16 protein-coding genes, 1 pseudogene and 1 CRISPR repeat array are annotated in these 20,803 nt (G+C 41.6%); of the genes and pseudogenes, 12 read left to right on the forward strand and 5 right to left on the reverse strand.

What is annotated here, in order from left to right; all coding sequences use genetic code 11:
* Window positions 1–7 precede the first annotated feature (7 nt).
* The gene (gene apcD, locus UYC_RS0127065; protein ID WP_016874155.1) at window positions 8–484 is read left to right on the forward strand and encodes an allophycocyanin subunit alpha-B; all 477 of its coding nucleotides are present in this window, start codon (window positions 8–10) and stop codon (window positions 482–484) included.
* Window positions 485–568: 84 nt separating this feature from the next.
* Window positions 569–1,054: an allophycocyanin subunit beta gene (locus tag UYC_RS0127070; protein ID WP_016874154.1), complete on the forward strand. Its 486-nt coding sequence runs from the start codon at window positions 569–571 to the stop codon at window positions 1,052–1,054.
* 813 nt (window positions 1,055–1,867) lie between these two features.
* Here the strand turns inward: UYC_RS0127070 and UYC_RS0127075 are convergent.
* Window positions 1,868–2,845, reverse strand: a pseudogene (locus UYC_RS0127075) (chlorophyll a/b binding light-harvesting protein); the annotation flags it as partial.
* Window positions 2,846–3,350: 505 nt separating this feature from the next.
* Window positions 3,351–3,599, reverse strand: a complete 249-nt coding sequence (locus tag UYC_RS38185) for a hypothetical protein (protein ID WP_127011266.1) — start codon at window positions 3,597–3,599, stop codon at window positions 3,351–3,353.
* 9 nt (window positions 3,600–3,608) lie between these two features.
* Between UYC_RS38185 and phnD the strand changes: the two genes are divergently transcribed.
* The 6 genes from phnD to UYC_RS0127110 all read left to right on the forward strand — a co-directional run bounded on the left by phnD (window position 3,609) and on the right by UYC_RS0127110 (window position 10,580).
* Complete coding sequence (phnD, locus tag UYC_RS0127080) at window positions 3,609–4,568, forward strand: phosphate/phosphite/phosphonate ABC transporter substrate-binding protein (RefSeq protein ID WP_016874152.1); 960 nt, start codon at window positions 3,609–3,611, stop codon at window positions 4,566–4,568.
* On the forward strand, window positions 4,565–6,817 hold the full coding sequence (locus UYC_RS0127085) for an ATP-binding protein (protein ID WP_016874151.1): 2,253 nt from the start codon (window positions 4,565–4,567) through the stop codon (window positions 6,815–6,817). The genes phnD and UYC_RS0127085 overlap by 4 nt, the downstream gene beginning before the upstream one ends.
* A 2-nt stretch (window positions 6,818–6,819) precedes the next feature.
* Window positions 6,820–8,118, forward strand: a complete 1,299-nt coding sequence (locus tag UYC_RS0127090; protein ID WP_016874150.1) for a hybrid sensor histidine kinase/response regulator — start codon at window positions 6,820–6,822, stop codon at window positions 8,116–8,118.
* A gap of 178 nt (window positions 8,119–8,296) precedes the next feature.
* On the forward strand, window positions 8,297–8,680 hold the full coding sequence (locus tag UYC_RS0127100) for a hypothetical protein (protein ID WP_235082924.1): 384 nt from the start codon (window positions 8,297–8,299) through the stop codon (window positions 8,678–8,680).
* A gap of 117 nt (window positions 8,681–8,797) precedes the next feature.
* Window positions 8,798–10,078: a S41 family peptidase gene (locus UYC_RS0127105; protein WP_016874147.1), complete on the forward strand. Its 1,281-nt coding sequence runs from the start codon at window positions 8,798–8,800 to the stop codon at window positions 10,076–10,078.
* A gap of 64 nt (window positions 10,079–10,142) precedes the next feature.
* Window positions 10,143–10,580, forward strand: a complete 438-nt coding sequence (locus tag UYC_RS0127110) for an arsenate-mycothiol transferase ArsC (protein WP_016874146.1) — start codon at window positions 10,143–10,145, stop codon at window positions 10,578–10,580.
* A gap of 90 nt (window positions 10,581–10,670) precedes the next feature.
* Window positions 10,671–13,045: direct repeats of the CRISPR family, unit length 37 nt; unit sequence GTTTCAATCCCTAATAGGGAGTAATTAGAATTTCAAC.
* 262 nt (window positions 13,046–13,307) lie between these two features.
* Here the strand turns inward: UYC_RS0127110 and UYC_RS0127115 are convergent.
* The 3 genes from UYC_RS0127115 to UYC_RS0127125 form a co-directional block, all read right to left on the reverse strand.
* A complete protein-coding gene (locus UYC_RS0127115; RefSeq protein WP_016874145.1) occupies window positions 13,308–14,474 on the reverse strand; it encodes a cysteine desulfurase family protein in 1,167 nt (388 codons plus the stop codon).
* A 102-nt stretch (window positions 14,475–14,576) separates the two neighbouring features.
* A complete protein-coding gene (locus UYC_RS0127120; RefSeq protein ID WP_016874144.1) occupies window positions 14,577–16,277 on the reverse strand; it encodes an alpha/beta hydrolase in 1,701 nt (566 codons plus the stop codon).
* Window positions 16,278–16,542: 265 nt separating this feature from the next.
* A complete protein-coding gene (locus tag UYC_RS0127125) occupies window positions 16,543–17,127 on the reverse strand; it encodes an endonuclease dU (protein WP_016874143.1) in 585 nt (194 codons plus the stop codon).
* A 295-nt stretch (window positions 17,128–17,422) separates the two neighbouring features.
* On the opposite strand from UYC_RS0127125, the gene UYC_RS0127130 reads away from it, so the two are divergent.
* From UYC_RS0127130 to UYC_RS38670, 4 genes are all read left to right on the forward strand, one after another.
* On the forward strand, window positions 17,423–18,553 hold the full coding sequence (locus UYC_RS0127130) for a succinylglutamate desuccinylase/aspartoacylase family protein (RefSeq protein ID WP_016874142.1): 1,131 nt from the start codon (window positions 17,423–17,425) through the stop codon (window positions 18,551–18,553).
* A gap of 275 nt (window positions 18,554–18,828) precedes the next feature.
* A complete protein-coding gene (era, locus tag UYC_RS0127135) occupies window positions 18,829–19,740 on the forward strand; it encodes a GTPase Era (RefSeq protein ID WP_016874141.1) in 912 nt (303 codons plus the stop codon).
* 82 nt (window positions 19,741–19,822) lie between these two features.
* Window positions 19,823–20,494: a response regulator gene (locus tag UYC_RS0127140; RefSeq protein WP_016874140.1), complete on the forward strand. Its 672-nt coding sequence runs from the start codon at window positions 19,823–19,825 to the stop codon at window positions 20,492–20,494.
* A 36-nt stretch (window positions 20,495–20,530) separates the two neighbouring features.
* The gene (locus UYC_RS38670; RefSeq protein ID WP_162139014.1) at window positions 20,531–20,749 is read left to right on the forward strand and encodes a hypothetical protein; all 219 of its coding nucleotides are present in this window, start codon (window positions 20,531–20,533) and stop codon (window positions 20,747–20,749) included.
* Window positions 20,750–20,803 lie beyond the last annotated feature (54 nt).

Here is a 20,803-nt window from a genome sequence, read left to right on the forward strand (position 1 = left end):
ACGATAAATGAGCATTGTAGCGCAAGTAATAGCTCAATCTGATGATGCTGCTCGCTTTCTTAGTCGGACTGAATTAGACAAATTAGATAACTTCTTCAAATCGGGAGAAACAAGGCTTAGAGTAGCGCAGATATTGGCTCAGAATGAGCAAAATATTGTGGAAGAAGGCAGCCGTAGATTTTGGAAGATAGTTCCTAATACGCCCAGCAATAGCGGCGATCCTAAAAAAACGGCACTGTGCCAACGAGATCAAAGCTGGTATCTTCGTTTAATTACCTATGCAGTTTTAGCTGGAAATACGAAACCTTTGGAAGATATTGGCGTAGATGGAATGCGAGAAATGTACACTTCTTTAGGTGTTCCAGTCAGTAACATAGGTACTTGTATGCGCTGCCTCAAAGAAGTGGCTTCAGGGATGATGAATCGAGAAGAAGCTGCTATTGCTGGGCCTTATTTCGATTATCTAATTCGAGCGATGTACTAGTTTCATTGCTTCTGTTGAAAGAATTTTTAATAATTCATGTTTTGGCTACAAACTTAGTACCTTAATTAGTTTGAAGGAAAAAAGATGCAAGATACTATTACCTCTCTCATTAACCCTGCTGATTTGCGGGGCAAATACCTGGATAATACTGAACTGGACAAATTAAGAAAATATTTTCAATCAGGAGAGTTGCGTGTTAAAGCTGCTGCCACTATCAGTGAAAACGCAGCTAACATTGTTAGCCAAGCAGTAGCGAATTCCTTGCTTTATGGCGACATTACTTGTCCTGGTGGCAATATGTATCCTACCCGTCGTTATGCAGCCTGCTTGCGTGACTTAACCTTGTTCCTACGTTACGCCACCTACGCCATGCTGGCTGACGATGCTTCCGTGCTGGACGAGCGAGTGCTTGATGGTTTAAAAGAAACCTATAATTCTCTGGGTGTTCCTGTTGATCGCACTATCCAGGCAGTTCAAGCAATGAAAGAAGTAATTACTCGCCAAGTTGGTGCTGAAGCTGGTGAACAAGTAGGAAGGCACTTAGACCATATTTGTAATGGTTTGAGTTAAGAAATTCTTTGTGCCTTTCTAGTGTTGAAGAGGTTAAAAGTAAGTTTATTACTCATTTAAGTTGCATAACCATTAAATATGCAAGTTGGATGTTTAATAAATAGGCTTTTGACCTCTAAGTTTTTGTAGAACTTACGCAAAATACCTCTCTAACTCTTATTCCTCCGTGTCCTTTGTATCTCTGTGAAAAAAACGAACCACAAAGAACACAAAGGACACAAAGAAATTGGTACTCATTAAGTGCAAGTTTATAGAGAATTGGTATAAGTTCTAATAAAACAAAAAAATTCATGCAGACAAGTACCTGCATGAAGTAAATTCTCAAAAATGATCTACAATTTAATTTCTTTTACCAAGATAACTTTCCTGTTGATTTGACTCTCTAGGCTCCTACTCGTATTGCCTGGTTTTCTTAACCCCATATAAGGTTTTTTGAGCAGGCTTTTGGTAGGAAAATTCGTAAAGGTGTTTCTGCATTGGCTGCGGATATCGAAGCTGTGATTTGTCCTCAACCGCAGGAACCTCGTAAAAGGGTGTCTGCCCATTTTGTGGGTAGCTAAACTCATAAAGAACCTTTGGATTTGGTTTTAAGTCAGCTAATGCTGGCTTGCCTACAACCCTCGAAGGTTCGTAGATTTTGTCGTTAGATGGTTGTTGGTACGCAAAAGCTGGCTTTTGCCCCACCTTTGGTAACTCGTAGAGACTACCCCACTCTGGCTGGGCTTCGTAACTGAAATGTTTTTGATAGGGCAAATTTGGATTGGGAAAAGCCTCTGAAAAAGCATTTTTCCATGACTCTAAGACTGGCTCAAAGAAGCCAGAAGCTAGCTGATAATGCCACAGGGAGCCTTGGAGGAAGAAGAATGCTAGGTAGAAATGGGCATTTGCCAACCAGACGCGAGACGTAGGCTCTGACTGGGCGGGATCGAAGTAGTAAGGTAATAGAGATGACTTGAGATGTAATGTGGGGCCGTAAAATTCAACAGGATAAGCCAAGGTATTAAAGCCGCAAAAGTAAGTTGCAGCAAATCCTGCTAGAGCAACACCAAATAAAGAGTAAGAAAGAATTCCATTACCAGAGAAAATGAAAAATCGTTCTACCCAAGCAAAAGGTTTGCGGAGAATATGCCAGATTCCTCCTAAAATTAGGATTGCACCCACATAGATATGACCGCCAACTAAATCTTCTAGGTTGTTAACCTCAAATAAATGAGTAATGCGATCGCCTATGATCGCAGGATCGAGTGTAGGATTAGTAACCAAACGAACTTCATGAATTGTGGCATCATAAAGTCCACCAAAATACATGGCTTTAGCTACTAAAAGCAATGCACCTAACCCTAAAAAAATTAGGTGATTCCCTAAGATAAAACCTAATTTCTTTGAGTCATCCCAGCTAAAGTGAAATAGACGAACTACACCTCTAGGATCTTCTTCCAGGTTTTGGGCAACTCTAAAATTATGAAACAGAGCGCCTCCTGCCAATACAAAAGATGAGATCAGATGCACCATCCCAATCACAAAATAGGGATAGGTATCAATCACCTCACCGCCTGAACCTACACCAAAACCTAACGTTGCTAGATGAGGTAGCAAAATTAATCCCTGCTCGTACATTGGGCGATCGCTTGAGTAGCGAGCAATCTCAAATAGCGTAAATGCCCCAGCCCAAAAAGCTATCAGCGCAGCATGAGCAATGTGAGCAGTCAGAAATGTACCCGATAGGTTCGTAAGGCGTGCGTTACCAGCCCACCAAGGATATTTAACCTTGTTCTTACGGTCGGATTGCATGGTTTGTTATGTCCTCACTTTCAAATGTGGTGTTGAAAGCCGAGAAAGTTTTTTACAATTCTTCGCAAAAATGAAAGTCTTATCAAATGTAATTATTTAAGAGTAAGCTAACAGATTGCAATCAATAGAATTAGTTTGTAATGTTTATATATTTTTTGTAATTTAATCTTCTTGAAAAAGGCAGAGGGCAGGAGGCGGAAGTTTCTTTCATTCGTGATTTAGGGTATGCAATTCATAAAGGCTACTTATTCATCAAAAAAAGGGTGTAGAGGTATCAGAGCAGAGATTTAAGTCATCTAAAAAATCATAATGAATAATATTCAAAGAATATTAATTACCAAATATAAATATATTGAACATACATAATTATATTTTCTATTGCAATCATAAATTTTTCACTAGGAATGTAGAGCTAGGCATTTTATTTTTTGGGAAGACTTTTAACTTTTTAATTATCTTCATTTAACCTCTTGCACTCATGGTGGTTATCAGTGTTTATCGGTGTCTATCTGTGGTTGTAATTACAGCAGTTTTCTGTAAGGTGGGCATTGTTCACCCTACGATTTGTGTGGCTGTAATCTAAATCTTCATTCAATCGCTGCAATGCTTGTACAGAGCAGATTTCAGTCATAGCGTCAAATTTTACCCTCACCATGTTTTGGTAACGCCTAAATTCAAGATGATTTTTGGGGAAATCTAAACAGAGAGTGCATCGTTTTCCTGCACCATCCAAGCCACCATCGGGTTGAGACACCAAAACACCATGAAACAGCTTCCATTTTGGCGAAGCGATCGCTTCTTCAAGCGAGCCATCAGCTTGCTAGTAATTTTTTCGATGACAGCATTAGGCGTAAGTTGTACGGCAACCTCCTCTAGTAATCTTTCCCAATCCGTAGTGACGCCAATCAATTATGTGGCGGTGACTCAAGCTTTGGGTGTGGTGGTGATTCCGGCGCGAAGCTCCCAACAGCAGGAAAAGAGATTGCAATCTCTGGCAGCTTACCTCCAGCAAATCCTCAAACTTCCAGTCAATATTCAGATCGCTAAAAACTATGAGACAGCTGTAGATTTGTTGGCGAAAGAAAAGGTGGAAATGGCTTACTTAGGAGCCTTAACTTATCTTAAAGCACGCGATCGCAATCCCAACATCGAGCCGCTTGTTCTTCCCATTGAACAAACAACAGGACGTCCCTGGTACAGTGGTGTGATTATTGCCAATTCCAAACGAGGAATAAATTCCTTACAAGACTTGAAAGGTAAACGTTTTGCCTTTGTCAGCCCATCCTCCACCTCAGGGTTCCTGATGCCGATGAACGCTTTTATACAACAGGGCATCGATCCGACGCGTGATTTTACTCGTATCCGGTATTCTGGCAGCCATGACAAAGCAGAGACAGATTTAGAAACAGATGTGGTTGATGCGATCGCCACAGAAAAAGCCATCTTCGTGCAAAGTCAAAGAGAAGGCAAACTCAAATCTTCCCAGTACAAAATTATCTGGGAATCTGAACCAATTCCCACCACACCCATTGTCATCAACACAAAAAAGTTCTCACCGTCAGTCATCAACCAACTCAAGCGAGCCTTGATTGACGCCCCAGAGGGACTTGTGGACGTGAATGGCTCAAATTCTCACGGATACACCCTGGGGAAAGATGCAGACTTTGAGCAAATTCGGCAAATTTACACCCGTCTAAAATCTGTAGTGGTTGCTGCTAAATGAAAATTCTAACTAAGTTTATTGGTTCGACGGCAATTTCTGTGGGATTGGTAATTGTATTGATGGGGGGCAGTACACTCTTAATCAAACAGACTGAACAATCGGTAGAGCGCAGCCGCGATCGCACCAATCAAGCCGTGCGCCAAACCCAAGATCTCCAGCTTTACTTAGAAGAGCAAACCTCGGCGCTGAAAAACTATTTGCTGTTAAACCACAGTGCGGCAGACATCGCAGCCTACGAGCAAGGCGTGCTTAAGTTCTCAACGGCATTGAATACACTAGAACAACTAATGCCAGAGGCAAAGCAACCCGATGTGGTGCGTCGCCGCCATCAGTTCCTAGTGCGTTTGGTGGATGGTTTGAAAAATCAAACACAGTCTTCTACACTTCAGGCACAGCAAGATGTTAAAGCTATTAACTCCTTCCAAGATGACATCAAGCTGTTTCTCCAAGCACTGGTAGAGGAAGTGCAGCAACAGGATGCTGCCACACGCCGTTCCGCCGAGCAATTCAAGCAAACTGCTACTTACGCCACTTATTGCCTAATTGGGGTGGTACTGCTGATTTTCATCGCCCAGTTTGCCTTGACACTTTTGCCGGTGATTCGCTCCATCCAAAAGCTGCAACTAGGAGCCACAAAATTGGGCACTGGCGATCTGGATTACCGCTTAGATATCCACACTGGTGATGAAATTGAGCAATTGGCACGGGAATTCAACCAGATGGCAGCGAGATTGTCAGAGTCATACACTTCCCTAGAGCAGAAACGAGTAGCAGCTGATACCGCGAACCAGGCAAAAAGCGAGTTTTTGGCAAATATGAGCCACGAACTCCGTACCCCACTCAATGGCATCCTGGGCTATGCCCAAATCCTCAACCGTTCTCAAAGTTGGGGAGAAAAAGAACGTAAAGGCATCCATATTATCCATCAGTGCGGCTCTCATTTACTGACGCTAATTAATGACATCCTCGATCTCTCGAAAATTGAAGCCCGCAAACTAGAATTGCAACCCCAAACAATTCATCTACCCTCTTTGTTACAGGGCATAGCAGAGATAGTCAGGATTCGAGCAGAGCAAAAAGGCATTGATTTTGTCTATTTGCCCGATGCCAACTTACCAGAAGGCATCGAAGCCGACGATAAACGGTTGCGACAAGTGTTGATTAACTTGTTGGGGAATGCTGTCAAGTTTACTGAGCGAGGAAAGGTGACATTTAAAGTAGAGGTGATTAATCAAGCCGAGCCACAAATGACGCGATCGCATAGCGACTCCTGCGGAGTATCGCAGATTCGGTTCCAAGTCAGCGATACTGGCATTGGCATGAGTTCAGAATCGTTGTCAAAAATTTTCCTGCCTTTTGAACAAGTGGGCGATGGAAAACGACACTCAGAAGGAACTGGACTCGGACTTGCTATCAGCCATAACATTATTACTTTAATGGGCAGTCAGATCCAGGTAGAGAGCCAATTAGGGGTTGGCAGTACCTTTGCCTTTGAGTTAGATGTACCGCTAGCCTTGGAATGGCAACAGTCTGCCATGACTGCAACCGGACAGCAACTGGTTGGGTATGAGGGGCACAAACAAACAGTTTTAGTAGTGGATGACAAATGGGAAAATCGCTCGGTGATTGTCAACCTACTAGAACCACTTGGTTTTATCGTTGTGGAAGCAGAAGACGGGCAGGATGGTTTAGCTAAAGCTACTCAGATTAAACCCAATTTAATTATCAGTGATTTGTTAATGCCCGTGATGGATGGCTATGAATTTCTCAGACATATTAGGCAATCTGAGATATTGAAGGCACTGCCAATGATTGTTTCCTCGGCATCAGTTTCAACAATGGATCAGCAACAAAGTTTGGATGCCGGTGGTGATGATTTTCTTGCCAAACCCGTCCAAGCTGATGAATTATTTAAACTATTACGAAAACATTTGCAAATCGAATGGGTTTACGAATCTACTGCACCCACTGAATTGCCCGTTGCAACATCGGTGCTTCCACAAGATCTACAGCCTATTACTTCATCGGCACAGCTGTTTGTTCCCGATCAAGCAACATTAGCACAATTGCTTCAGCTTGCCCAAGATGGACGTTTGAAAAAACTCGCCCAAGTGGCTGTTGCTTTGGAACAGCAGGATCAACGTTACGCTTCTTTTGTACAGCAAATCCTAGAACTCACAAGTGAATTCCAAGTGGAAAAACTTGAAGCCTTTATCCTGCAATTTACCCATGAATTAACCAATAAATAAAAATGAGAGACGTGCAATTAATTTTGGTAGTAGATGATACCCCTGCAAATCTGGCAGTAACTTCGGAAGCACTGACTGATGCAGGCTTTGAAGTAGCGATCGCCAAGGATGGTGAACGCGCCCTCAAACAAGCCGAACGCAATCTGCCTGATTTGATTTTGCTAGATGTGATGATGCCCGGTATCGATGGATTCGAGACGTGCCGCCGTCTCAAAGCCTCACCCATTACCCAAGAAATTCCCATTATTTTCATGACTGCGCTTTCAGACGCTACCGATAAAGTCAGCGGGTTTAATTTGGGTGCAGTCGATTACATCACCAAACCCTTTCAAGAAGCGGAACTGCTTGCCCGTGTCAAAACTCATTTAAAATTACGCCATCTCAGCCTCACCTTAGAACAGCAAGTTACCGAACGTACATCTGAACTTACTGCAGCCCTACAACAAGTGCAACAGTCCCAAATTCAGTTGTTGCAATCAGAAAAAATGGCAACCTTGGGACAATTGGTGGCAGGTGTTGCTCACGAAATTAACAATCCCGTCAATTTTATCCACGGTAACCTCGGTCATATCGGAGGCTACATTCAAACGCTGTTAGAATTTATTCAACTTTACCAGAAGCACTATCCCCATCCTGTACCAGAAATTCAAGCCAAAGCAGAGGATGAAGATCTGGAATTTTTACAGGAAGACTTACTCAAAATCCTCGCTTCAATCAAAATTGGCAGCGATCGCATCCGAGAAATTGTCAGAACTCTCCGCAATTTCTCTCGCACTGACGAAGCAGAATCCAAAACTGTTGATATTCATGAAGGCATCGACAGTACCCTGACGATATTACAACACCGTCTGAAAGCTACACCAGAACGTCCGGCAATTGAAGTCATCAAGGATTATAGTAATTTGCCCCTGGTTGAATGCTACCCCGGAGCCTTGAATCAGGTATTTATGAACATTCTGGTAAATGCGATTGATGCGCTAGAAGATTCATTTAATAAACAACAAAAGACTTTTGAGAAATTTACAATCGCCATCCGTACTTCGGTAATTGATGAGCAATTGGTAAAAATAGCCATAGCCGATAATGGTTCTGGTATTCCAGAACAGGTCAAACAAAGCATATTTAACCCATTCTTTACCACCAAACCTGTCAATCAAGGTACAGGCATGGGACTATCTATTAGTTATCAAATTATTACTGATAAACATAAGGGCAAGCTGGAGTGTTTTTCCACCTCTGGAGCAGGAGCAGAGTTTGTGATTCAGATTCCGATCCGGCAAAAAGTTTCCCTCACATTTTAAAAAAATCAAATTGGCGATCGCTCCTCTGTCGAACAGCAAAAATTGGTAATAATTACATCCCCTCTTGTCAGGAAACAGTGTTGCAAAATGGAAGTTATGATCTAACTAAAACTACAGTTCTGATGGGATTGCGGGGTAAGGAAATCCCAGTTTTACTGGATAAGCTAATCCCCTCATCTTGGAGGCAAGGAGAGGTGGTATGAGTAATTTCACTGAATATCAAATCATCGAAACTGCAAAAAATCACATCTTGGCAACATACAAAAACTACGCCTATCCAGTCGTTCCAACTGATGAATATGGCCATCCTATGCCTTACGAGCCTGAATGTGTTCCCTGGGTTATTTGCAAATCCATAGAAGTTAAGAACGGACACATTGGCAGTAAATCGCATGAGGAATGGCAAGTCAGTGTCGAGGTTGACTGGAAATGGGTTCACGACGACTCGGAAGACGAGCCAGAAAAAGACGTATTTTTGTCCGTGAGCGTGTTTGCTAAAGACGGACAACTTTTTTGCGGCGAAATTGATCGGGTATGGTCAAAAGAAGTTGGGATGAAATGAGGTTTACAGAATTATTTTGGGGAACTAATAACTAAAGATTTTCTTCAGCAATTTCTTGTGGCAAGCCGCTGCGTCTTTGAATATTTAACTTAAAAAAAGGCGCACAAGGAGATGGGAATGAAAAAACGTAGACTGTCTGGGCTACTTAAGTTAGCTGTAGTCATGCTGATGAGTTGCTCAGTGTTACTGCTTGTGTGGTTAACCTTACCACTGCCCCAGATACTAGCAAAGCCTGAGACTAAGATTTTTGAACAAGTCTGGCAAACCGTCAATGAAAATTTTTACGATCCAAAATTTAATGGAGTCGATTGGAAAGCGATGCGGGAAAAGTATCAACCCCAAGCAGCGCGAACCAAGTCTAAAGAAGAATTTGCGATCGCCATTAACCAAATGCTTTCCGAATTACAAACTTCTCACATCCGCTACTACACTCAAGACGAGCCTGCCTACTACCAGCTTTTAGGCATTTTTGTACCCAGAAGTACAGAGTTACAAAAGCAGTTAAAAAAATACTTTCCTAAAGGCAAGATTGAATACAGTGGTATAGGTATATTCACTAAAGTCATTAACAATAAAACCTTTATCAGCGCTATCCTTGATGGTAGCCCTGCTGCAAAAGCAGATTTAAAAGTAGGCGATCAAATTATTAGTGTAGATAGTCGTCCGTATCAACCAATACAATCATTTGCGGGTAAAGCAGGTGAGAATGTCAAACTGTTGATTCAGCGATCGCCCGATCGCAACAGTCAAAAAGAAATAGCGATCGCGCCAAAAATGCTAGATGCCAGCACCATGTTCATCGAGGCACACCGAGCTAGTACCCAAATCATTCAACGGCAAGGCAAGAAAATAGGTTACATTCATATTTGGTCACACGCTGCTAACGAAGATCAGCAGCAGCTACAACAAGAAATGATTTACGGACGCCTCAAAGATGCAGACGCATTAGTATTGGATTTTAGAGATGGATGGGGTGGAGGAGATGTTGATTCTCTTAACATCTTCACAGCGAAAGAGGGGCCAAGTGTTACCAGTATTTCCCGTAATGGCAAGAAATATACCTACGTGAGTCAGTGGAAAAAGCCAGTGGCGATGGTGATAAATGAAGGTAGCAGAAGTAGCAAAGAAATATATGCTTATGGCTTTCAGCAGCATAAAATTGGCCCTGTAATTGGTTCCAAAACAGCAGGAGCAGTTGTTGCCGGTCGTCCTTTTTTTATGCCAGATGGTAGTCTACTTTATGTAGCCGTTGCAGATGTATTTGTTAATGGCAACCAAAGATTAGAAGGCAAAGGCGTCACACCAGATATTAACGTTGCCTTTCCCTTAGAATATGCCCAAGGTGCAGATCCACAAAAAGAGCGCGCTATAGAAACGGTACTTGCAGAACTCAAATAAAAAGGTAAAAATTACATAAAAAATAGACTTCTCAGCTTTTTCAAACGGTATATTTATCGCCGCTATGAAAAAAATCTTGTTCCTGTGTACGGGTAATTATTACCGCAGTCGCTTCGCCGAACATCTGTTTAATTGTTTGGCTCTCAAGCAGGGGTTAAAATGGCAAGCTGTTTCACGCGCTTTAGCACTGGAGAGGGGTGTAAACAATATAGGGGCAATTTCTCAATACACAATTGAAGCTTTAAAAGAGCGGGGAGTAACTTTACCAGAAGGCGAGCGTTTGCCCTTGCAGGCTCTAGAAGAAGATTTTCAAACTGTGGATTTGATAATTGCCCTAGATGAATTGGAACATCAACCTCTGATTCTAGAGCGTTTTCCTAAATGGTTAGATGCTGTGGAATATTGGTTGATCCACGATATTGACAAAACTTCAGCACAGGAAGCTTTAGACAAATTGGAGAAACATTTGCTGTTATTAATTGAAAAGTTGGCACAAACTTAAGTAATTTTTTAGCTAGCTGATATCCTCAATATTTGTCCTCAAGCGATCGCCTAAATTAATTTGTAAAATTCTTTGCTTGGATGTGATTAGTTTTTAATCCCTAATAGGGAGTAATTAGAATTTCAACTTACAGAGTCACAAGTAATAGAAGTCAAAAACATTGATGTTTCAATCCCTAATAGGGAGTAATTAGAATTTCAACTGCCGGAGGGTACTGTCGCTTGGTTGATGAGTTTTGTTTCAATCCCTAATAGGGAGTAATTAGAATTTCAACTTCCTACTATTCTCGCCAATAGAAACGTCCGTATCTCGTTTCAATCCCTAATAGGGAGTAATTAGAATTTCAACCTTCACCCCACGATCACCCTACGATCACCCCCGATGTTTCAATCCCTAATAGGGAGTAATTAGAATTTCAACGTGATTTTGAATGTTTAGGAGCGATCGCTCCTTCGTTTCAATCCCTAATAGGGAGTAATTAGAATTTCAACCGGCGATCGCCCAGGCAAAATTAAAACTCCAACAGTTTCAATCCCTAATAGGGAGTAATTAGAATTTCAACCTCTGCAAGAGCGATCGCGCTATTTTGAGAGAGTTGTTTCAATCCCTAATAGGGAGTAATTAGAATTTCAACAACCCCTAGCAAAAAATATCTCAGCTTGTTTAAGGTTTCAATCCCTAATAGGGAGTAATTAGAATTTCAACCATTTCTCAGGATAGATCTCTTCCCACTCTTCCCGTTTCAATCCCTAATAGGGAGTAATTAGAATTTCAACAAGCTACACAGATGAAGTCTTGCTAGTATTCCCTATAGGTTTCAATCCCTAATAGGGAGTAATTAGAATTTCAACCAACTCCGGCAAGAGATAGAGCGATCGCCCCTGTTTCAATCCCTAATAGGGAGTAATTAGAATTTCAACCACCCAGACCATGCAATAATGACGCGCAGCGAGCAGGGTTTCAATCCCTAATAGGGAGTAATTAGAATTTCAACAGGTAAGTAGACAGAGGAAAGATTTTGCTGTTAAGTTTCAATCCCTAATAGGGAGTAATTAGAATTTCAACGTCCACTCGTACCCATAAGTGCCATTCTTGCGGGTTTCAATCCCTAATAGGGAGTAATTAGAATTTCAACGAAACCAGTAGATGAGCAAAGAATTATTAATGAAGCGTTTCAATCCCTAATAGGGAGTAATTAGAATTTCAACCTGATTCTGTTTTTCCTCTCCCATTTGGTACAGCCATATAGCGTTTCAATCCCTAATAGGGAGTAATTAGAATTTCAACTCGCCATCATCCAACTCAAAACTCATAAATCTCTCACTGGTTTCAATCCCTAATAGGGAGTAATTAGAATTTCAACCTACCGCTTCTAAAATGCCGCTTCCAGCACGGGCAACAGTTTCAATCCCTAATAGGGAGTAATTAGAATTTCAACGCGCTGGCTTAAAAATTCTATTACCAGGGCTTCCCGTTTCAATCCCTAATAGGGAGTAATTAGAATTTCAACGTAAAGGACGCACTAGTGTGATGTTGAGATCCCCGTTTCAATCCCTAATAGGGAGTAATTAGAATTTCAACATCCACCACAATCCAAGAGTAAATTTGTAGGCGCACCATTTTCTGTTTCAATCCCTAATAGGGAGTAATTAGAATTTCAACTCTATTTCATTGATTTGGTGTGTAATTTTAAATATGTTTCAATCCCTAATAGGGAGTAATTAGAATTTCAACCTCTTTATAAAGCTGGTCAGATTTGGAGGTTGACAGTTTCAATCCCTAATAGGGAGTAATTAGAATTTCAACTAGGGGTGTTTTTCTTCTGCTGGAAGATGAGCCTTCAAGTTTCAATCCCTAATAGGGAGTAATTAGAATTTCAACTCATTACTCAGCGCTGGTCAAATTTCTCTTTTGAGTTTCAATCCCTAATAGGGAGTAATTAGAATTTCAACTCCCCAGTCACCACTCCTATTTACAATCCATCTTGGGTTTCAATCCCTAATAGGGAGTAATTAGAATTTCAACTTTATTGCTCCTCCTCACCTAAAATGCCTAAAATCTGTTTCAATCCCTAATAGGGAGTAATTAGAATTTCAACCGCTCTCCCACGTGCCAGGGTTGAGCGGGGTGATGTTTCAATCCCTAATAGGGAGTAATTAGAATTTCAACACGACACCGCAAGCCTCGGAGCTTACGGGCATTCCCAAAGGGTTTCAATCCCTAATAGGGAGTAATTAGAATTTCAACGATGGCAGCCTGCTAGCCCGTAGTGCAACAAAGAAAGTTTCAATCCCTAATAGGGAGTAATTAGAATTTCAACCTTTTGTCTCCCCTGGTGATGTCATTCAAATATCCGTTTCAATCCCTAATAGGGAGTAATTAGAATTTCAACGAACTGCTGTAAGAGCTTTATCTTCAGTATGAAATTGTTTCAATCCCTAATAGGGAGTAATTAGAATTTCAACAGCGGCAACCCAAAAGCCAATCAGTATTAAGTTTTCAAGGTTCGTTTGCGCGGATGAGGCAATCATAGCATGAAAAATTTGGATTGAGTAGAGTGAAAATAGCCCAAACCCAGTCTGGACAAGGAGCGCGGATGGCTCAGAAGTGCGATCGCTCTTTTCTCCTTGCAGTCAAAGAAATCTAGCCCTTTTTTTGTGAACTGATTTTCCAACACCTACCCATCCGCGCATTTAAAAAAGAAAATGGTGCGATCGCCTGACAATGTTAAACCATCATTGCCTGCTTCCGTAAACTCCCAATTGTAGCAATGGTATGTTGGGCAACGCGATCAATTTCCTCAGCAGTATTAAATCTTCCAATCCCAAACCGTATTGACGCATAAGCTAACTTTTCTGAATGTCCTAGTGCTGTGAGGACATGGGATGGTGCAGTAGTTGCCGAGGAGCAAGCAGCACCAGAAGATATAGCCATTACTGGTTGCAATCCTAACAAAAGTGCCGCCCCGTCTACTCCCTCAACACTAATATTCAAATTTCCCGCCAGGCGCTGAGTGGGGTGTCCGTTGAGATGAATTCCCTCTAACTGAGAAAGCTCTTTCCATAAACTTTGCCGCAGTTGAGTAAGGCGTTGGGTTTCTGTGGCTTGTTCTTGTAAAGCGATTTCCACTGCTTTCCCAAATCCGACAATTTGTGGTGTGTACAAGGTACCAGAACGCATTCCCCGCTCATGCCCGCCTCCGTGCTGCTGAGGAGCTATTTGCACTCTTGGGTTGCGACGACGGACGTATAGCGCACCAACACCCTTGGGGCCGTATAATTTATGTGCTGTTAATGACATCAAGTCAATTTTCATTGCTTGCACATCTAAAGGAATTTTGGCGATCGCCTGCGCAGCATCACTATGAAAAATTACATCACGCTCCCGACAGATGGCACCAATTTCTGCTAATGGCTGCAATACGCCAATTTCGTTATTTGCTGCCATTACTGAAACCAAAATAGTATCGGAGCGCAAGGCTTTTTCTAACTCGCTTAAATTTATGATTCCATCTTGTTGAACTGGGAGAATAGTAATTTCAAAACCTAGAGTTTGCAGATATTTGCAAGGATCGAGAACAGCGTTATGTTCGGTAGCAACAGTAATAATATGCTGCCCTTTTTGGAAATAGGCTTCTGCAACTCCTTTGATAGCCAAATTATTAGCTTCTGTGGCACCACTAGTAAAGACGATTTCTTCTGGTGTGGCGTTAATCGCTTCAGCTAAAATTTCCCGCGATTTTTTAATAGCAGCTTCTGCTTCCCAACCGTAAACATGACCGATACTGGAAGGATTACCAAAGTGTTCGGTGAAGTAGGGTAACATTGCTGCCAATACCCGTTCATCTACAGGTGTGGTGGCATGGTTATCGAGGTAAATGGGACGATTAGACATAATTTATGAAATTAAGTAGGATGATATGTTTACAGGCTAATTTGTATTCAGTGCTGAAGTATTCACTACAAGCTAAGAGATTTTTAAGAGTAAATTTATTTGCTAGTGTTGGCTATTACTACTATGCTCTTCTAGGAAAATACTACTGCTGTTAAAGTCAAGCGATCGCACTAAAGAAAGCGGTAATGGTTGCTGACTTATGGTTCTGATATAATCTGGACTCAGATAAGAAAGGTAATTCGGTTGATTAGCAACGTAAGTATTGAAAAAGGCAACGCTCAAAATATCGACATAGCGACGCGCCAAAGCAGGATTAGGGCCGATCGCTTGGCTAGGAACAGGTATGGCAGTGTTGGGTGACTCTGCAATGGTGGAAAAGTGGGTGGCATTATTAATTAATGCTAAATATTTGTTTGGGGTTGTAAGCCAATTGAAGGGTTGAATTTGTTCAGGAAGAGCCGGAGCAGCTGTATCGGCACTGCTACTGATAATCATGACTGGAATTTTGATTTGACTCAGGCTTTGTTGTCCAAAAACTATACTATTGACAGGATTAATAGCGATCGCTGCTTTGATGCGTGGATCGGCAAGATTGTATTGACGAGATTGTGGTAATTCTAAAGCCAAGCATTGCAGCAAGAGCGAAACATTGAATGTTTCTTGGAACGCTGGGCAACTTTTTTCTAGTTGCTCAAAGTTAATTGGTGCGCCTGCTAATGCTAAAGCTGTATAGCCTCCAAAGGATTGTCCAATCACGCCTACTTCTTGCAGATTTAAGCGTCCTTTAAAAGCTGGATTGATTTGAGATAGACGAGTAAGTTCATCTAATAAATACCTTACATCTAAAGGTCGGTCAATAAACTCTCCGGGCGCAGTAACTTGAGCCGATCTGCCTGACAATAGTGCTTGCAACTGTTGTGTATTGCTACCGGGATGTTCGGGAACAGCAACAGCGAAACCATAGGAAGCCAGATGTTCAGCTAGGTAAGCAAAGCTTGTGCGATCGGAACCCAGCCCGTGAGAAATGACAATTACTCTTGCACGATTGGAACCAAATGGCAGATAAATATCAACAGGAAAGGTACGATTGCGCGATTGATCGAAAAGTGTGATCGTTTGCTTTTGCCACCGGAAAAACCCAGATTGTGGTAGGTTGATTTTGGCAATGTTATTTGTTTGTGGCAAAATTGTTGCTGTTTGTTGGTTAAATTGCTTGTTGATGAGGGCGATCGCTTGTTGAGTCCGATTGACAAAACTCTGAATTGATTGAGCAAACTGTAAGCTGCGGGCTAAATTAATCGAAATTTCACTCGAAGGAAATTTGCGTAGTATATTCAATAAGTTGAAGTTTTGTGAGTCTGCTGCTGCCAAGATTAGGGCAGCGCGAATTCCATATAAACCAGTGGAGCGAGTTTCTCCTTGAATAACTTCTGCCAGAATTTCTAACAATCTTTCTCCGATGGGTGTATATAGAAACTGAGAAACCTGTACGGCATTTAAAGGAATAGGAGTCAGTAAAACTTCTCGCAGTTGCTCTAGCTGTTCTTTGGGTGCATACCGAGCATAGGTTGCTAATTCATCATCAATTTTGCCTGTTCGAGCATAAGTTTCCAGAGAATCAATCGGGATAGATCGCTGCAAAAGCCCGTAAGAGAGGGTTAATCTTTCTGCACCTATAACGGGGCGGGGGACTAAAGTGGTTATTAGGCAGGTGCTAATGAAGAAGGCAGAAGTTAGGAGGCAGTAGGCAGAAGGAAATACCTTAAATAAATTTAATGACTGGCGTGATTTTGCATGATCCATTGAGACAACCCCGCTTCCAGTTAGAGACAGCCAAAAAACACCCAAAAGTAAAAGTTGATTATAGCGATCGCTGTAGATTTTTTAAGTTTTACTGAGATTACAACAAATAAAAGTAGCTTAAAGACACTATCACTCGGAATATTGTTTAATTTTGACGAGGAATTGGGAATTGGGTAGTAGTTAGTAGTTAGTGGTTCTCCCCATCTCCTGAAGCTCCTCTGCTCCTTTCCTAGTCTCTAGTCCCTAATCCCTAGTCCCTCTCTTGTTAAGCTTGCCTCCCACTCTCTCCTTTCACAACGGCAGCAGCAATCAGGTGAGCCAGACGCAGTGCTTCTGGCACATAACCGCAATCTGTAAGACGCCGCAGCACTTGGGCACTTACCTGGGGTTCGGCACCGCAAACCTGAAAATAAAAGGGTGGATATTCATAAATGGGCCCAGCTTGGCGTAAGATTTCTAATCGTTGTTCTGGTTGTGGTAACCTTTGAATAGCCTTTTCAATTTTATTCAAGTTTGGCTGGCGTCGCATCACAGCAATGCAGGGACGCTGTAGTCTTTTTGCTAGGAGTGGCAAGTTAATCAAATTGAAGCCACCAAGAGAAATTCCATCCAGCAGCACTATGTGTAGTTGCGGTAGAAATTTGCCACCAATCAACAATTGACAAAGAGTTTCTGTAGCATCCCAGCCATCTGGTTGAATTTCCCCCCAAACCATTCCTTCAAACCGAGTATTGGCACAGATCACTCCTGCAACTCCAACCGGATGGCAACAACGGCGAACAAAAGGAGCATCATCAAAACCTATAGCGCGAATTGTACGGTGATTTCGCAGTAGTACTTCTAGTTCCATCGTTACTAGGGGACAGGTTACAGGGAATAGGGTACAGGTTCATTGGATAAATCAGCGACTAAAGCCGGGCAGGTTACTAGGGGACAGGTTACAGGGAATAGGGTACAGGGGACAGATGAGGAGGACACGGTGAGGTGGGGACATGGGGACACGGAGAATTGATCAGCACGTTCTTTCCCCTTGTCTCCCCATCCCCTTGTCATAATTTCCTCCTGCCGTCTGCCTTCATTACCCACTGTGACAATATCAGCTCAAAATAATAGAATTCGTTTCAATACTTGATGATGCAAAAATTATGATTCCTACTATTTCTACCATTCCCCTCCGGCAAATGGCTTCAGGCGATCGCTTATCTTTGCAAGTATACAAATTTATTGGCGCGCAGCCAGGCAAAAAGGTTTACATTCAATCTAATTTACATGGTGCAGAAATAGCTGGTAATGCAGTCATTCACCAGTTAATTGAGTTTTTGCTGACTGTCAATGACACTGATTTAAGTGGAGAAATTTGGTTAGTTCCTGTTTGTAATCCAATGGGAACTAATGCACGCGCCCATAATTTTTCTCCTGGTAGATACTGTGTTTACGAATTCAAAGATTGGAATCGGATCTTTTGGGATTACGAAAAAGAAGCTGATGATTTAGCTGGGTTTGCTAAGTCTCAACTGAATCTAGATTTAGAGTTAGTAAAGCAAAACTATCGAGCTTTAATTCAGCAGAAGTTTGTTCAACTTTTAAAAAAGATTACTTCTCCCAGTAGTGTGCTTTATACTGAAAAGTTTCGTTATCAACTTCAGTCTTTATGTTTAGATGCTGACTATTTGATTGATTTACATAGTTCTACAAATCAAGGTCTTAATTACCTCTATTACTTTCGCGATCGCGAAACTAGTGCTAAACATTTCCTTATAGATTTGGGGATTTGGCTAGATGAATATGACGGTGATGCTTTTGATGAAGCGTTTATCAAACCATGGTTAGCATTAGAAGAATGTTTTAAAAAACTGGGCAGAGAAATCCAATTTGATATAGAAGCTTGGACACTGGAATTAGGTACGGGTATGCAGATGATTCCTGATGCCGTTGCTAAAGGTTTGAGGGGAGTAAAAAATTATTTAGTACAGAAAGGAGTGTTAAAAATTGCTGATTGTAATTTAGGCAATACTCATTCTCTTATCATGAAGTTTAAAACCAGAAGTAAGGTCAAAAAATATTATGCTCCTGTAGGTGGGATGATTCAATCAAGAGTTGAATTGGGTAGTGAAGTTAAAGCAGGAGAACGTATTTATCAAATTCTCAGTTTTAATAAAGAAGGTAAGTTACCAAGGGTGATTGATATCTGTGCTGAAGAGGATGGATTAGTTTATGATGCTTCCATCAACCAATCTGTGAATGAAGGGGAGTTTGTGATTGGAATAAGTAGTTAAATATGGAGTTATCGCCATTTACCTTGCCTCTTCTTTAACTAACATTTGTTGTGAAAAACAAAATCTCCGAATTCTCAAACAATTTGGACATATATATTTAGATTTTTCTTATACTTGTAAGGACAAAAGAAGATGAACGCAAGGAGCCGATTGGTGTAAGATACAATGGATGATGATTTTGTCTCTACAAAAATATACTAATAGCAAACACAGGGTAAATGGAGTCCCAGGTGAATAGTAGCAATAATGACATCTTCTCTTTCTCAGGAGAGGTGATGATTCCTCAGGCTCCTCCTGAATTCAAGTCAGGTTTTATTGGCATTATCGGTCGCCCTAATGTCGGTAAATCTACTTTAATGAATCAGTTAGTAGGACAAAAAATTGCCATTACATCACCAGTAGCACAAACTACACGCAACCGCTTGCAAGGCATTTTAACCACAAAAGATGCACAGCTAATTTTTGTGGACACTCCAGGAATTCACAAACCCCATCATCAGTTGGGGGAAGTGCTGGTACAAAATGCGAAAATCGCCATTGAATCTGTGGATGTAGTGCTATTTGTGGTTGATGCTACAACAACCTGTGGCGCAGGCGATCGCTATGTTGCCGATTTGCTAAGTCGCAGCAGCACACCAGTAATTTTGGGCTTGAACAAAATCGACGAACAGCCCCCAAATTTTCTAGAGATAGATGAAAGTTACACCTCCTTAGCAGATGCCCAACAATGGCAAACAGTGAAATTTTCTGCCATAACTGGTGCGGGATTGTCGGAGTTACAACAATTACTTATTCAAAATTTAGAGCCTGGGCCTTACTATTATCCTCCCGATTTGGTAACTGACCAACCGGAGCGTTTTATTATGGGTGAATTAATTCGCGAACAGATTTTGCTGTTAACGCGTGAAGAAATTCCCCATTCCGTGGCGATATCTATAGATCAGGTGCAAGAGACACCAACGATTACCCGTGTGATGGCAACGATCCATGTTGAGCGTGATTCCCAAAAAGGAATTCTGATTGGCAAAGGCGGATCGATGCTGAAAGCTATTGGTAGTGCAGCGCGAGAACAGATTCAAAAGTTAATTGCAGGCAAAGTCTACTTAGAACTGTTTGTAAAAGTGCAACCGAAATGGCGTCAATCCCGCATCCGTTTAGCAGAGTTGGGATATCGCGTGGAAGAATAGAACAGTAAGTTAATAGCTAATGGCTAATAGTTAATGGTGCAATTAACTATTAACAACTAACAATTAACAATCAATATTTAAAATGTCTGTTGATACTTCTTTTAATTTGCCACCTGAAGCTCCGCCTCTGCGAGTGTTAATAATTGAAGACGATCCGATGATGCAATTGGGTTTGGAACAGTCGCTGATGACGCATCCTCAATTGGAAATTGTTGGGCAAGCTGAAGATGGCTATTTAGGTGTGCAAGCAGCATTGAAACTCAAACCAGATGTAGTAGTAATGGATATTGGTTTGCCACGACTAGATGGCATTGCTGCGACACAGCAAATTAAGGCAGCATTACCAGAAACTCACGTGGTAATGCTAACATCTCACAAAACGGAGACGGAAATTATTGCTGCCTTGTCTAGTGGTGCAGATGCATATTGCATCAAAGGGGCGAGTGTGGAAAGGCTTTTAAGTGCGATCGCTGCTGCCGTTGAGGGTGCAACTTATCTCGATCCCCAAATTGCCAGACAAGTAATTGAAAATCTCAAACCTCCTTCTCCAAAAGGCAATATAGCAAATCTCTCCGAACGAGAATTAGAAGTGTTGAAACTGATGGTAGAAGGTTACAGCAACCCAGAGATTGCTGAAAAACTTTACCTCAGCCCCAACACTGTCAAAACTCACGTTCGAGGAATTATGAATAAATTATCTGTTGACGATCGCGTCCAAGCAGCGGTTGTTGCTTTACGCTCTGGATTAGTTTAATAGACATTTCGACGTTCTAAATAATAGTTTTCTCGAATGCGCTGCAAATCTTCTGCAACTTGGGAAGCGGTGCGGCGGTGCCTGGAAATTGTGTTGGGTTGGGATTGTGATTCGGCACTAGAATTATGTGGAATCCAGTCTTTGCCGCCAGTGTTGAAAATCAACAAAAACATGGTATTTCGTCCTAAATTCCGCAAGATTTCTAATCTAAACCTGGCAGCAGCGATCGCACCTCACCCGGCAGATATCACCTGATTGGGTGAAAAAGCATAATTGACATTTGTCATTGGTTAGTAGTTAGTGGATAGT

The sequence above is a fragment of the Chlorogloeopsis fritschii PCC 6912 genome, assembly GCF_000317285.1.
In the GTDB taxonomy this organism is placed as follows: domain Bacteria; phylum Cyanobacteriota; class Cyanobacteriia; order Cyanobacteriales; family Nostocaceae; genus Chlorogloeopsis; species Chlorogloeopsis fritschii.

Coding starts and splice junctions, on each gene's coding strand:
- apcD (WP_016874155.1), top strand. CDS start 8: ATGAGCATTGTAGCGCAAGTAATAGCTCAATCTGATGATGCTGCTCGC.
- UYC_RS0127070 (WP_016874154.1), top strand. CDS start 569: ATGCAAGATACTATTACCTCTCTCATTAACCCTGCTGATTTGCGGGGC.
- phnD (WP_016874152.1), top strand. CDS start 3,609: ATGAAACAGCTTCCATTTTGGCGAAGCGATCGCTTCTTCAAGCGAGCC.
- UYC_RS0127085 (WP_016874151.1), top strand. CDS start 4,565: ATGAAAATTCTAACTAAGTTTATTGGTTCGACGGCAATTTCTGTGGGA.
- UYC_RS0127090 (WP_016874150.1), top strand. CDS start 6,820: ATGAGAGACGTGCAATTAATTTTGGTAGTAGATGATACCCCTGCAAAT.
- UYC_RS0127105 (WP_016874147.1), top strand. CDS start 8,798: ATGAAAAAACGTAGACTGTCTGGGCTACTTAAGTTAGCTGTAGTCATG.
- UYC_RS0127110 (WP_016874146.1), top strand. CDS start 10,143: ATGAAAAAAATCTTGTTCCTGTGTACGGGTAATTATTACCGCAGTCGC.
- UYC_RS0127115 (WP_016874145.1), bottom strand. CDS start 14,474: ATGTCTAATCGTCCCATTTACCTCGATAACCATGCCACCACACCTGTA.
- UYC_RS0127120 (WP_016874144.1), bottom strand. CDS start 16,277: ATGGATCATGCAAAATCACGCCAGTCATTAAATTTATTTAAGGTATTT.
- UYC_RS0127125 (WP_016874143.1), bottom strand. CDS start 17,127: ATGGAACTAGAAGTACTACTGCGAAATCACCGTACAATTCGCGCTATA.
- UYC_RS0127130 (WP_016874142.1), top strand. CDS start 17,423: ATGATTCCTACTATTTCTACCATTCCCCTCCGGCAAATGGCTTCAGGC.
- era (WP_016874141.1), top strand. CDS start 18,829: ATGATTCCTCAGGCTCCTCCTGAATTCAAGTCAGGTTTTATTGGCATT.
- UYC_RS0127140 (WP_016874140.1), top strand. CDS start 19,823: ATGTCTGTTGATACTTCTTTTAATTTGCCACCTGAAGCTCCGCCTCTG.
- UYC_RS38670 (WP_162139014.1), top strand. CDS start 20,531: ATGCGCTGCAAATCTTCTGCAACTTGGGAAGCGGTGCGGCGGTGCCTG.